General features: G+C 74.0%; 10 protein-coding genes and 2 pseudogenes. 9 read left to right on the top strand and 3 right to left on the bottom strand.

Annotated elements, in window-relative coordinates; translation table 11 throughout:
- Window positions 1-23 precede the first annotated feature (23 nt).
- Window positions 24-1,361 carry an allantoinase AllB gene (allB, locus tag H8R17_RS33450; protein WP_187826968.1) on the top strand — a complete coding sequence of 446 codons (1,338 nt, stop codon included), beginning with the start codon at window positions 24-26 and terminating at the stop codon, window positions 1,359-1,361.
- Window positions 1,362-1,412: 51 nt separating this feature from the next.
- Window positions 1,413-2,528 carry an allantoicase gene (gene alc, locus H8R17_RS33445; RefSeq protein ID WP_187826967.1) on the top strand — a complete coding sequence of 372 codons (1,116 nt, stop codon included), beginning with the start codon at window positions 1,413-1,415 and terminating at the stop codon, window positions 2,526-2,528.
- A gap of 277 nt (window positions 2,529-2,805) precedes the next feature.
- On the opposite strand, the pseudogene H8R17_RS33440 reads toward alc, so the two are convergent.
- A pseudogene (locus H8R17_RS33440) lies at window positions 2,806-2,937 on the bottom strand (oxidoreductase); the annotation flags it as partial.
- A gap of 140 nt (window positions 2,938-3,077) precedes the next feature.
- Here H8R17_RS33440 and H8R17_RS33435 point away from each other — a divergent pair.
- Window positions 3,078-3,473: a ribonuclease domain-containing protein gene (locus tag H8R17_RS33435; protein WP_187826966.1), complete on the top strand. Its 396-nt coding sequence runs from the start codon at window positions 3,078-3,080 to the stop codon at window positions 3,471-3,473.
- Window positions 3,474-3,497: 24 nt separating this feature from the next.
- Here the strand turns inward: H8R17_RS33435 and H8R17_RS33430 are convergent, their stop codons facing one another.
- Window positions 3,498-3,698, bottom strand: a complete 201-nt coding sequence (locus H8R17_RS33430) for a hypothetical protein (RefSeq protein WP_187826965.1) — start codon at window positions 3,696-3,698, stop codon at window positions 3,498-3,500.
- Here H8R17_RS33430 and H8R17_RS33425 point away from each other — a divergent pair.
- Window positions 3,690-4,477 (top strand): annotated as a pseudogene (locus H8R17_RS33425) (sensor histidine kinase). The gene H8R17_RS33430 and the pseudogene H8R17_RS33425 overlap by 9 nt on opposite strands.
- A 266-nt stretch (window positions 4,478-4,743) precedes the next feature.
- Here the strand turns inward: H8R17_RS33425 and H8R17_RS33420 are convergent.
- Window positions 4,744-5,766, bottom strand: coding sequence for a Gfo/Idh/MocA family oxidoreductase (locus H8R17_RS33420; protein ID WP_187826964.1), 1,023 nt, complete (start codon window positions 5,764-5,766; stop codon window positions 4,744-4,746).
- Between the two features lie 128 nt (window positions 5,767-5,894).
- Here H8R17_RS33420 and H8R17_RS33415 point away from each other — a divergent pair, with 128 nt between their 5' ends.
- The 5 genes from H8R17_RS33415 to H8R17_RS49480 form a co-directional block, all read left to right on the top strand.
- Window positions 5,895-6,632, top strand: coding sequence for a GntR family transcriptional regulator (locus H8R17_RS33415; protein WP_187826995.1), 738 nt, complete (start codon window positions 5,895-5,897; stop codon window positions 6,630-6,632).
- A 162-nt stretch (window positions 6,633-6,794) separates the two neighbouring features.
- Window positions 6,795-7,943, top strand: coding sequence for an ROK family glucokinase (locus H8R17_RS33410; RefSeq protein WP_187826963.1), 1,149 nt, complete (start codon window positions 6,795-6,797; stop codon window positions 7,941-7,943).
- Entirely contained in the window at window positions 7,940-8,518 is a 579-nt protein-coding gene (locus H8R17_RS33405; protein ID WP_187826962.1) for a sugar kinase, read from the top strand. The genes H8R17_RS33410 and H8R17_RS33405 overlap by 4 nt, the downstream gene beginning before the upstream one ends.
- A 144-nt stretch (window positions 8,519-8,662) precedes the next feature.
- Window positions 8,663-11,620 (top strand): DEAD/DEAH box helicase, encoded by a 2,958-nt coding sequence (locus H8R17_RS33400; protein ID WP_187826961.1) that lies wholly within the window; start codon window positions 8,663-8,665, stop codon window positions 11,618-11,620.
- 707 nt (window positions 11,621-12,327) lie between these two features.
- Window positions 12,328-13,463 (top strand): SWIM zinc finger family protein (locus H8R17_RS49480; RefSeq protein WP_399477603.1); only part of this gene is annotated, 1,136 nt, incomplete at its 3' end.

Genomic DNA, 13,463 nt, shown 5'->3' with positions numbered 1-13,463 from the left:
CGGCTGCTGAGAAAGGGGTTCGGGTGTCCGACGCTGAACTGGTGCTGCGCTCGACGCATGTCATCACTCCCGAGGGGACACGCGCCGCGGCGGTCGCGGTCGCCGGCGGCATGATCACGGCCGTCCTGCCGTACGACGCCGAGGTGCCGGCCGGTGCCCGCCTGGAGGACGTCGGCGACGACGTCGTCCTGCCCGGCCTGGTCGACACCCACGTGCACGTCAACGACCCGGGCCGCACCGAGTGGGAGGGCTTCTGGACCGCCACCCGCGCGGCGGCGGCCGGCGGCATCACGACCCTCGTCGACATGCCGCTCAACTCCCTCCCGCCGACCACGACGGTCGACAACCTCCGTACGAAGCGACAGGTCGCCGCCGACAAGGCGCACATCGACGTCGGCTTCTGGGGCGGCGCCCTGCCCGACAACGTCAAGGACCTGCGCCCGCTGCACGAGGCCGGCGTCTTCGGCTTCAAGGCGTTCCTGTCGCCGTCCGGCGTGGACGAGTTCCCGCACCTCGACCAGGACCAGCTCGCCCGCTCCCTGGCCGAGATCGCCGCCTTCGACGGCCTGCTGATCGTGCACGCCGAGGACCCCCACCACCTCGCCGTCGCCCCGCAGCACGGCGGCCCCAGGTACGCCGACTTCCTCGCCTCCCGCCCCCGCCACGCCGAGGACACCGCCATCGCGCAGCTCATCGCGCAGGCGAGGCGCCTCCACGCGCGCGTGCACGTCCTCCACCTGTCCTCCAGCGACGCCCTGCCGCTGATCGCCGCGGCCAAGGCCGACGGCGTGCGCCTCACAGTCGAGACCTGCCCGCACTACCTGACCCTGACCGCCGAGGAAGTCCCCGACGGCGCCAGCGAGTTCAAGTGCTGCCCGCCCATCCGCGAGTCCGCCAACCAGGACCTGCTGTGGCAGGCGCTGGCGGACGGCACGATCGACTGCGTGGTCACCGACCACTCGCCCTCCACGGCCGATCTGAAGACCGGCGACTTCGCCACCGCCTGGGGCGGGATCTCCGGGCTCCAGCTGAGCCTGGCGGCCGTGTGGACCGAGGCACGCAGGCGCGGCCACGGCCTGGAGGACGTCGTCCGCTGGATGTCCGCGCGGACGGCGGACCTGGCGGGCCTGCGCCAGAAGGGCGCCATCGAGCCGGGCCGCGACGCCGATTTCGCGGTCTTGGCCCCCGACGAGACCTTCACCGTGGACCCGGCGGCCCTCCAGCACCGCAACCGGGTCACGGCGTACGCGGGGAAGACCCTGTACGGCGTGGTGAGGTCCACCTGGCTGCGCGGCCGGCGCATCGTCGCGGACGGCGAGTTCATCGAGCCGGCCGGACGCCTGCTCACTCGCCCCCGGTAAGCCACCTCCCGCACCCGCACCGGCCGACCACGAGAGGAACCCCTGATCACTGTGACGGCGATTCCGCGCTTCACCGGCGACGCGAACCCCTACGGAGGCGGCGACCCGTACGCCGACTACCGCACTGCCGACTTCCCTTTCACCAGTTACGCCAACCTCGCCGACCGCCGGCTCGGTGCCGGTGTCATCGCCGCCAACGACGAGTTCTTCGCCCAGCGCGAGAACCTGCTGGTGCCCGAGCGCGCCGAGTTCGACCCCGAGCACTTCGGGCACAAGGGCAAGGTCATGGACGGCTGGGAGACGCGGCGGCGCAGGGGCGCGTCCGCCGACCACCCGTGGCCGACGGCCGAGGACCACGACTGGGCGCTGATCCGGCTCGGCGCACCCGGTGTCATCCGGGGCATCGTCGTCGACACCGCCCACTTCCGCGGCAACTACCCGCAGGCGGTGTCGGTCGAGGGCACGTCGGTGCCGGGCTCGCCCGCGCCGGAGGAACTCCTCGGGGACGACGTGAAGTGGACGACGCTGGTGCCGCGTACGCCCGTCGGCGGCCACGCGGCGAACGGCTTCGCCGTGTCCGCGGAACAGTGCTTCACGCACCTGCGCGTCAACCAGCACCCCGACGGCGGCATGGCGCGCCTGCGCGTGCACGGCGAGGTCGTACCGGACCCGGAGTGGCTGTCGGTACTGGGCACCTTCGACGTCGTCGCCCTGGAGAACGGCGGCCAGGTCGAGGACGCCTCCAACCTCTTCTACTCGCCCGCCACCAACACCATCCAGCCGGGCCGCTCCCGCAAAATGGACGACGGCTGGGAGACCCGCCGGCGCCGCGACCGGGGCCACGACTGGATCCGCTACCGCCTCGCCGCCCAGTCCCGGATCCGCGCCGTCGAGATCGACACGGCGTACCTGAAGGGCAACAGCGCGGGCTGGGCGTCGGTGTCCGTCCGGGACGGCGACGCCGGGGAGTGGCGGGAGATCCTGCCCCGGACCCGCCTCCAGCCCGACACCAACCACCGCTTCGTCCTCCCGACCCCCGCCGTCGGCACCCACGCGCGCGTGGACATCTACCCCGACGGCGGCATCTCCCGCCTGCGCCTGCACGGCACCCTGACGGAAGCGGGGACGACCCAGCTGGCGGCACGCCACCAGGAACTGGGCGGCTGACACGAACGCCCGGTCTCGGGCGAGGGCCGGGCGGACCAACCGAGTCCGACCAGTGTCCGAGACCAGGGCCGGCCATCCCCAGCCCTCATCCACCCGCACCGGCGTTCTTCTCAGCGGGCGGCCACTTCTCGGCGCCGGTCGGCAAAATTCAGCCCGTCCGGCGTTTGAGGACGAGGCCGCCAGGCCGAAGCGGGGGTCCGGGGGCGCAGCCCCAGGGACAGCAACCCACCACTCTCCGGCACCCGAAGGCGGCCCACCCGCCGGAGGCCTACGCTGCCGCCGCCTTGCTCATCGCGTACAGCGTCCCGCCGGGACCCGGCACGCGCTGCGCGATACAACTGCCGACGGTGATGATCCGCCCGCCGTCCGCCATGCGCGCGGCGGCCGCCTGGGACGCCAGGAGCAGCCCCGTACCGAGTACGAACGGCCCGAACAGGCCTGATCAGGCTCCTGCCGCAGGTTAACTTCCCGCAAACAGATCGGGCGAGGCGGGAAATTCTCCGGTCTTGTCATTGACATGCCATCGTCTACGCGCGTCATCATGAGCTCATGAAAATCCCCCCACGCGCCACTCGGATCGGCGCCGCAGCCGCGCTCCTGTCCGCCCTCGTCGTGGGCGGTGCCGTCGCCGCCCCCGCGGCCGGTGCCGCCCCCACCGCGGTCGGCAGCATCTGCTACAGCAACCTGCCCTCCCAGGCCCACGACACCCTCGACCTGATCGAGCAGGGCGGTCCCTACCCGTTCGAGCAGGACGGCACCGTCTTCCAGAACCGCGAGGGCATCCTGCCCAGCCAGCCCCGCGGCTACTACCACGAGTACACCGTCATCACCCCCGGCTCCGACACCCGCGGTGCGCGCCGCATCGTCACCGGTGAGCGGAACCAGGAGGACTACTACACCGCCGACCACTACGAATCGTTCGACCTGGTCGACTACGACTGCTGACCGCGGGTCCCGGAAGTCCGGTGCTCAGCCGGACTTCCGGCTCTCGGCGGCGGCGAACAGGGCGATGCCCAGCACGAGCAGGGCGACGCTCGCATAGACCCCGTAGCCGTCGAGGAAGCCGATCCGCTGCTCGAGGCCCCAGCCCCAGTCCGTGAACTCGTGCACGAGGCCGGCCACGCCCTGCACGACGGCGATGAACCCCAGAATCTCCAGCAGCTGCTTCATATCCCCGACTCTCGCCCCGCGGACCCCCCACAGAAATCGGCCGCGGGGCGAGCCCGAGACTTCGCCTGCTTCCTGCTGGCCGTCCTCATCGGCCTCGCGGGCGCCGAGGCAGTCCGGAACAACGTCCATGTCCCGCACGCGATGGCTGTCGCCGACCAGTGGATCGGCGCCCTCGCCTGCGCCGCGGTCTGGCTGCGCCGCCGCTGGCCGCTCGGGCTGGCCGTGGCGATGCTGCCCGTCGGCTTCCTCTCGGCCACCGCGGGCGGCGTGGCCCTGATCGCCCTGTTCACCGTCGCAGTGCACCGGCCCTTCCGGCACGTGGCCTGGGTGGGCGGCCTCAACCCATCGGCGTACTGCGGGCCGACGGGGCCGACGACACCGGCCGCCCCCAGCCCACGCTCGGGGCCCTGGACACGCTGGTCGCCGAGTCGCGGGAGGCCGGTATGAAGGTCGTCCTCGACCACCGCGTCACCGACCCCGCCGCCGTCCCGGCCTCTGTCGGCCGCACCGCCTACCGCATCGCCCAGGAGAGCCTGACCAACGCCCGCAAGCACGCCCCCGGTACGGAGGTCACCGTGTCGGTCACCGGCACCGCCGGCGAGGGTCTCGTCGTGGCGGTGCGCAATCCGCCGCCCGAGGGCGAGGTGCCGCCCGTCCCCGGCTCCGGGCAGGGGCAGTTCGGGCTGACCGAGCGTGCCGCGCTGGGGGGCGGCTGCCTGGACCACGGCCCGACGCCGGACGGCGGCTTCGAGGTACGGGCGTGGTTGCCGTACGGGTGACGGTCGACGGTCGACGGGGACGGCAGCGGCGGGTCCCGGCGCCGGGATGGATCCGAGCGCCCGCCTTCGGCCGTGTCCCGCGTGGAACGCCCGCCTATTGCCGTGCCCGGCGTGGAACGCCCACCCTCTGCCGTGCCCGGCATGGAGCGACTGCCTCCGGCCGCGTCGCGTGCGGAGCGGTCCCGTCGGCCGTGTGCCGGGCGGAGCGGTCGCCTCCGGCCGCGTCGCGCGCGTGCCGCCGACCCGTCAACTCCCCGCCGTCCAGCTCACCCGAACTCCGGCTCCGCGCCGCCCGCGATCTCCCCCAGCCGTACGGGCCTGCGCTCCCGTCGGGACAGCTCGCAGGCCTCGGCGACCCGCAGCGCCTGCAGGGCCTCGCGGCCGTCGCAGGGGTTGGCGCGCTCACCCCGCACGACCTCGACGAACGCGTTCAGCTCCGCCTCGTACGCGGGCCCGAAGCGCTCCAGGAACCCGGTCCACGGCTTGTCCGCCGCGGGCGGCCCGGTCGGCTCGGTGGACGCGATCGGCGTACGGTCGTCCAGGCCGACCACGACCTGGTCCAGCTCCCCGGCCAGCTCCATGCGCACGTCGTACCCGGCGCCGTTCAGCCGCGTCCCGGTGACCGTGGCGAGCGTGCCGTCGTCGAGGGTGAGCACGGCCGCGGCGGTGTCGACGTCGCCCGCCTCCCGGAACATCCGGGGCCCGGCGTCCGACCCGGCGGCGTACACGTCCGCCACCTCACGGCCCGTCACCCACCGCAGGACGTCGAAGTCGTGGATCAGCGTGTCCCGGTACAGCCCGCCGGACACCGGCAGATACTTGGCCGGCGGCGGCGCCTGGTCGCTGGTCAGCGCCCGCACCGTGTGCAGCCGGCCCAGCCGCCCGGACCGCACCGCCTCGCGCGCCCCCGTGTAGCCCGTGTCGAAGCGGCGCTGGAAGCCCATCTGCAGGACGGTCCCGGCCGCCTCGACCTCGGCGAGCGCCTGCAGGGTGCCCGGCAGATCGAGCGCGACGGGCTTCTCGCAGAACACCGGCAGCCCCGAGCGTGCTGCCCGACCGATCAGTTCGGCGTGGGCCGGCGTCGCCGTGGTGATCACCACGGCGTCCACGCCCCACTTGAAGATCTCGTCCACGCCCGGCGCCGCCGTTTCGCCCAGCCGATTTGCCAGTTCCTGGGCCCGTGCGGCGTCCGCGTCCGTGAGGATCAGGGAGCCGACGTCCCGGTGGCGGCTCAGTGTGTTCGCATGCATGGTGCCGATGCGGCCCGTACCGATGACCCCGATGCGCATGGAAACAAAGTGCGGGCACCGCCCCCCGCTGTCAATCCGTATGTCCGGACAATCGAACTACACGACTTCCCGTCAACAACGCGTGAAGCTACGCTCGCCCCGTGCCGAAACCTGAAGTGGACCCGACCGTGCAGCTGGACCTGAGCGTGGACCGGAGTTCTCCGGTGCCCCTGTACTTCCAGCTGTCCCAGCAACTGGAAGCCGCGATCGAGCACGGAGTGCTCACCCCGGGCAGCCTGCTCGGCAACGAGATCGAGCTCGCCGCGCGGCTCGGCCTGTCCCGGCCCACCGTCCGCCAGGCCATCCAGTCCCTGGTCGAGAAGGGGCTGCTGGTGCGCCGCCGCGGCGTCGGCACACAGGTCGTGCACAGCCAGGTCAAGCGCCCGCTGGAACTCAGCAGCCTCTACGACGACCTGGAGGCGGCCGGCCAGCGCCCGGCCACCAAGGTCCTGGTCAACACGGTCGTCCCGGCGACCGCCGAGGTCGCGGCCGCGCTCGGTGTGGCCGAGGACAGCGAGGTGCACCGGGTGGAGCGGCTGCGCCTCGCGCACGGGGAGCCGATGGCGTACCTGTGCAACTTCCTGCCGCTCGGCCTGCTCGGCCTGGACACCGGCCAGCTGGAGGCCACCGGCCTGTACCGCCTGATGCGCGCCGCCGGGATCACCCTGCACAGCGCCCGCCAGATCATCGGCGCCCGCGCGGCCACCGCCGCCGAGGCCGAGCGCCTCGCCGAGCCCACGGGCGCTCCCCTGCTCACCATGCAGCGCGTCACCTTCGACGACACCGGCCGCGCGGTCGAGTACGGCACCCACACATACCGCCCGTCGCGCTACAGCTTCGAGTTCCAGCTTTTGGTACGCCCCTGACCGACCGCTTGTTTCGTCCCAATGTCAGGACAATGCGGAGACGCGCTCCCTGCTCCGACCCAACGGCGCGGGGAACGGCGCGCCAAGCCATGCACAACCCGCCCCCGGGCAACGATCCGCACCACCCCTCCGCTTCCCCGGATAAGGCAGAATCGGGCCTTGATGAGCACCTACCGCGACTTCACCGCCCCCATCGGCTCCCGCAGGGCCCCGGTATTGCGAACCGTCGGCACCCGCGAGCGCCGCTCCCACCTGTCGGCACCCCGCGTGCCGACGGTCGGCATCGACATCGGCGGCACCAAAGTCATGGCGGGCGTCGTGGACGCCGACGGCAACATCCTGGAGCGGCTCCGCACGGAGACCCCGGACAAGTCCAAGAGCCCCAAGGTCGTCGAGGACACCATCGTCGAACTGGTCCTGGACCTGTCCGACCGGCACGACGTGCACGCCGTCGGTATCGGCGCGGCCGGCTGGGTCGACGCCGACCGCAACCGCGTCCTGTTCGCGCCCCACCTGTCCTGGCGCAACGAACCGCTCCGGGACCGCATCTCCAGTCGCCTCGCCGTCCCCGTCCTGGTCGACAACGACGCCAACTCCGCCGCCTGGGCCGAATGGCGCTTCGGGGCCGGCCGCGGCGAGGACCACCTCGTGATGATCACGCTCGGCACCGGCATCGGCGGCGCCATCCTGGAGGACGGCCAGGTCAAACGCGGCAAGTACGGCGTCGCCGGCGAGTTCGGGCACATGCAGGTCGTGCCCGGCGGCCACCGCTGCCCGTGCGGCAACCGCGGCTGCTGGGAGCAGTACAGCTCCGGCAACGCGCTGGTCAGGGAGGCGCGGGAACTGGCCGCGGCCGACTCGCCGGTGGCGTACGGGATCATCGAGCACGTCAAGGGCAGCATCGCCGACATCACCGGCCCGATGATCACCGAGCTGGCCCGCGAGGGCGACGCCATGTGCATCGAGCTGCTCCAGGACATCGGGCAGTGGCTCGGCGTCGGCATCGCCAACCTCGCCGCCGCCCTCGACCCGTCCTGCTTCGTGATCGGCGGCGGTGTCTCGGCCGCCGACGACCTGCTGATCGTCCCCGCGCGGGACGCCTTCAAGCGGCACCTCACCGGCCGCGGCTACCGCCCCGAGGCCCGTATCGTGCGCGCCCAGCTCGGCCCCGAGGCCGGCATGGTCGGCGCCGCCGACCTCGCCCGCCTGGTCGCCCGCCGCTTCCGCCGCGCCAAGCGCCGCCGGGTGGAGCGGTACGAGCGCTACGAGCGGTACGCGCAGGCCCGCCGCAGTACCCGGGAGGCGCTGTGACGGCTTCGCTGCCCCACCAGGGCATGCCGGCGGACGAGCCGCCGCGCCCGGCCGAGGACCGCCGCCACATGATCCGCCGCAGGGCGCTCACCCTGCTGATCATCGTGCTGCTCATCGGCGTCCCGGCCGGCTACCTGGTGATCTCCGCCAACCAGAGCCGCGACAGCGGCAGGGACAAGGAGGCGAAGTACGCGGCGACCGGCCTGACCGAGGGCTACCCGTCGAAGCTGCAGCGCCGCATCTACCAGGTGCCCGTCCCGCACCCGGCCGAGCACATCGCGTACTACGAGACCAACAACTGGAAGACCAGCCGCCTGTACGTCCAGTTCCGGACCACCGAGGCGGGTCTGGACGTCTTCCTGGCCGGCATGGGCGTGACCCGCAAGGACCTGAAGAAGGGCGACGCCACCATCAGCGCCCGCGCCCTGCACGTCACCGGCTGGCGATTCGACGGCGACGGGTGGTGGGGCTTCGTCCACCGGCAGAAGAACCCGGCGCCCACGCACGACGTCATGGTGAACCTGTCCAACCCGGCCGCCCCCATGGTGTTCGTCGTCTCCCGCACGATCCCCTGAACCGCCCGCCGCGCCCGCCCCCGACGGCCACCGGGGCCGGTTGTCAGACCCCGCCCGTAGAGTCGGGGACATCGGGTGCGACGTTCCGCGACAGCCGGTTCGCGGACACCGGGTCCGGGCACGTGGGCGGGAGGTGACAGGCGGATGAGCGAGACGGCTGCGGTGGCCGAGCGGGCGGGGGAGCGCGCGGCGCGGGTTCCCGTCCGGCTCGCGGCCGTCTTCCTGCCCGCACCCCTCCCGCGCGAGGGGCGGATCGCCTTCTGGGACCCGCAGGGAGAACCGCTGCTGGCCGAGGACGGGGACTCGCAGGCTGGGCGGCTGTCCGCCGGGGACCGGGCCGGGCAGAGCGCTCCGCTGCCCGCCGGGGACCGGAGCGGGCAGGGCGGGCCGCTGCGCACCGAGGACACCGAACTCACCGTCGTACGACGGCACGGCACCGGAGTACGGCGGCGCACCACCCCGGCACTCACGCTCCCGGTCGGCGCGGCCCTGCCGCTCCTGGTGCGGGCCCGGCACGACCCGGCCGCCCACCCCGCCACCGCCTGCTGGGGCGCCGCCGCCCTGCACGCGCTGCGGCTGACCGCGCGCGGCCGGCTGCTGCCCGGCCTGGCCGCCGGCGGCCACGACGCCTGGCGGGCCGGCCCGCTCGACCCGGACGACATCGCGCACCTGCGCGCGGTCGCCACCGCTCTGCCGTACGAGGGCCATGCCGTCCCGCTGCCCGGCCCCGGCCCGATCCGGCTGCCCGAGCCGGAAGCGCTGGTGCGCTCCTTCCTGGACGCGGTCGCGGACACCCTGCCCCGCACCCCGGCCGCGCCGTACGCCACGGGCAGGCCCTTCGCCGCCCGCGAGCCCCAGCGCCTGCCCGGCGCGCGGGACTGGGCCGCCGAGGTCGCCGCCGGCATGGACGCGGGCGTGCGCGTCTCGCTCCGCCTGGACCTGTCGGCGTACGACCTCTTCGACCGTGACGGCGAAGACGGCGGCGTGCGGGGTGCGGGCGCGGCGATCGTCCAGGTGCACAGCCTCGCCGACCCCACCCTCGTGGCCGACGCGGCGGCCCTGTGGGCGGGCGAGGCGGACGACGCCTTCGGTCCCCGCGCGCGCGTGGACGCCGCCCTCGCGGTGCGGCGGGCCGCGCGGGTCTGGCCGCCGCTCGACCGGCTCGCCGAGCAGGACGTACCCGACGTCCTCGCCCTGTCCGAGGACGAGCTGAGCGATCTGCTGGGGATCGCGGCCACCCGCCTCGCCGCCGCCGGGGTCGCCGTGCACTGGCCGCGCGACCTGGCCCACGACCTGACCGCCTCGGCGGTGGTACGGCCCGCGCCCGGCTCGGCGACCGACGGCACCGGCTTCTTCGAGAGCGAGGACCTGCTGCAGTTCCGCTGGCAGCTGGCGCTCGGCGGCGATCCGCTCAGCGAGGGCGAGATGGACGCCCTGGCCGAGTCCCATCGGCCGGTCGTCCGGCTGCGTGACCGGTGGGTGCTGGTCGACCCGGCCCTCGTGCGCAAGGCCCGTAAGCGGGAGCTGGGCCTGCTCGACCCGGTCGACGCGCTCTCCGTCGCCCTCAGCGGCAGCGCCGAGGTGGACGGCGAGACGGTCGAGGCGGTGCCGGTCGGCACGCTGGCCGCCCTGCGCGACCGCCTGACAGCCGGGATCCGCCCCGGCGACCCACCACCGGCCCTGAACGCCACCCTCCGCGACTACCAGCTCCGGGGCCTGGCCTGGCTCGACCTCATGACCTCCCTCGGCCTCGGCGGCTGCCTCGCCGACGACATGGGCCTCGGCAAGACGATCACTGTCATCGCGCTGCACCTGCGCCGGGCGCGCACCGAGCCCACCCTGGTGGTCTGCCCGGCCTCCCTGCTGGGCAACTGGCAGCGGGAGATCACCCGGTTCGCGCCCGGGGTGCCGGTCCGCCGCTTCCACGGCCCGGACCGCACCCTCGACGACCTGGACGCCGGTTTCGTCCTCACCACGTACGGCACGATGCGGTCGGCGGCGCCGACGCTCGCCCAGCACAAGTGGGGCATGGTCGTCGCCGACGAGGCCCAGCACGTGAAGAACCCGCACTCGGCCACGGCCAAGGCCCTGCGCACCATCCCGTCCCCCGCGCGCGTGGCCCTGACCGGCACACCGGTGGAGAACAACCTCTCCGAACTCTGGGCGCTGCTCGACTGGACGACACCGGGCCTGCTCGGCCCCCTGAAGTCCTTCCGCGCCCGGCACGCGCGAGCGGTGGAGAACGGCGGGGCCGATGAGAACGGCGAGGCGGTGGAGCGCCTGTCCCGCCTCGTACGCCCCTTCCTCCTGCGCCGCAGGAAGTCCGACCCCGGCATCGTGCCCGAACTGCCGCCGAAGACCGAGACGGACCACCCGGTGCCCCTCACCCGCGAACAGGCCGCGCTGTACGAGGCCGTGGTGCGCGAGTCGATGCTGGCCATCGAAACGGCGCAGGGCATGGCGCGCCGGGGCATGGTGCTGGGGCTCCTGACCTCGCTCAAGCAGATATGCAACCACCCGGCGCTGTACCTCAAGGAGGAGACCGGCCCGGGCGGGGGAGACCGCCTGTCCGCCCGCTCCGGCAAACTCACCCTGCTCGACGAGCTGCTGGACACCCTCCTCGCGGAGGACGGCTCGGCCCTCGTCTTCACGCAGTACGTCGGCATGGCCCGCCTCATCACCTCCCACCTGTCGGCTCGCGCGGTGCCGGTGGACCTCCTGCACGGCGGCACACCGGTCCCCGACCGCGAGCGCATGGTGGACCGCTTCCAGAGCGGCGCGACCCCGGTCCTGGTCCTGTCTCTGAAGGCGGCGGGCACGGGCCTGAACCTCACCCGCGCGGGCCACGTCGTCCACTTCGACCGCTGGTGGAACCCGGCCGTCGAGGAACAGGCCACCGACCGCGCGTACCGCATCGGCCAGACCCAGCCGGTCCAGGTCCACCGCCTCATCACCGAGGGCACGGTCGAGGACCGCATCGCAGAGATGCTGGAAGCCAAGCGCGCTCTGGCCGACGCCATTCTCGGCTCCGGCGAGTCCGCCCTCACCGAACTGACGGACCGCGAACTGTCCGACCTGGTCTCCCTCCGGAGGCCGTCATGACCCCCCGCCCCGCCGACGAGGCCCGCCGCGCGCTACGGGCCGCGCGGCAGCGGGCGGAGACGGATCCGGCGACGCGACCTGACCCGGGCACGGAGCGGACGGCGCCTGAGGGGGCAGTGGGCGCTGGAGGGGAGCGGACGGCGCCCGAGCGAGCCGGGGAGTCCGGCGGAGAGCCAACGGTGCGCGGGCGAGCTGCGGCCCCGGAGACCGCCCGCCCGGCCGACGTGGCGCGCGCGGCGCTGCGGAGGGCGGTGGCGGCCCGGAGGGCCGGGACAGCCGGGGAGAGCGGGGCGGCGGGGGCCGGTGCGGACGGGGAGGGTCCGGCATCGGCGCACGGTGTCTCCGGCGATGCGGAGCGAGGGACTGCTGGTGCGTCGGGCGAGGCGGCGGACAGCCCCGATGGCCTGCGGGACACACCGCTCGGCGACCGCTCGCACAACGCCGCCGACGAGGAGACGGCACAGCTCGACGGCACGCACGAGGCCGCGTCGGCACTTCGCGGTGGCCGCGCGGACCGCCTCCGCCCGAGCGCGGCGCAGCTCGCCCGCGACGCGCTGCGCGCGGCTCGTGCAGAGACACACCGGGCACGAGCGGAGGACGGCTCGGCCGAGGGGACCGATGCCGCGCGGCAAACCCGGCGTTCCGCCCCGGGCGACTCCCGCGCGGGACGCGAACCCCGGCGGGCCGCCGACGTTCGTGCGCGTGACGTGCGGGAGTTGCTCGCCGGTGCGTTCCAGATGCCTGCCGCAGCGACCGGACCGGACGAGGAGACCTCCGACAACGACGAGCATCGGTACGGGAGTTCCGCGTCCCCGCCGACCGACGCACCGGGAGGCCGTGAAGTCGGCGCACATGAGGGCATCGGTGCCGTCGTACCGGGTGGTTCTGACGCGGGCGGACCGGAAGGCGCCGGTACAGGGTCACCTGGACGACCCGGTCCCGACGTGCCTGGACGCCATGGCGCCGGCCTACCCGTACGCCCCGAGGCCGGCGCGCACCAGCACCCCGAGGCCGACACGGGCGATGGCCGCCGTAGCGGCTCACCCGCGCATCGCCGTACCGACTCACCCGCGGCCCACGAGACCAACCGCCCCGGGCCACACCGGGCCCCTGTCGCCCACGCGCGCGGGTCCGCCGCGGCTCCGGATCTCCCGGCTCCGTCCCACTCGGCGACCCCTCAGGCGCCCACCCCCAGCGATCCACCCCCGCCCGCAACCCCCCACGTTCCCCGCTCCATGGCCGCCCCCGACCGCGACGGTGAGCTGCGTCGTACCTTCCCGGCCTTTCCGCCCCGGCCGTCGGACGACCAGGGGTTCGCCGAGACGTGGTGGGGGAACGCGTGGGTGTCGGCGCTGGAGGAAGGCGCGCTGGACGCCAAGCGGCTCGCGCGTGGGCGTGGGTATGCCGAGCAGGGGCAGGTGGACGCCATCACCGTGACGCCGGGGCTCCTGCTGGCGTACGTGCAGGGCAGCCGCCCGCGGCCGTACCGCGTGCAGGTGCGGCTGCGCACGCTCGACGACGCCGACTGGGCGCGGTTCCTCGACGCCGCCGCCGACCGGCCCGGCCACATCGCCGCGCTCCTCGACAAGGAGATGCCCCAGTCCCTCGCCCAGTGCGGAGTACCCCTGCTGCCCGGCCCCGGCGACCTCGACCCCCGGTGCAGCTGCCCCGACTCCGGCCACCCCTGCAAGCACGCCGCCGCCCTCTGCTACCAGACCGCCCGTCTCCTCGACGCCGACCCCTTCGTGCTGCTCCTGCTGCGCGGCCGCGGCGAACGCGACGTGCTCGACGCCCTGTCCCGCCGCAGCGCCGCCCGCGCGGCCCGCGCCGCCGGGGACCGGGA

Source organism: Streptomyces sp. TRM68367, assembly GCF_014495685.1.
Taxonomy (GTDB): domain Bacteria; phylum Actinomycetota; class Actinomycetes; order Streptomycetales; family Streptomycetaceae; genus Streptomyces.
The sequence above is the reverse complement of the archived record's forward strand: the minus strand, read 5'-3'. Positions and strand labels throughout refer to the sequence as shown.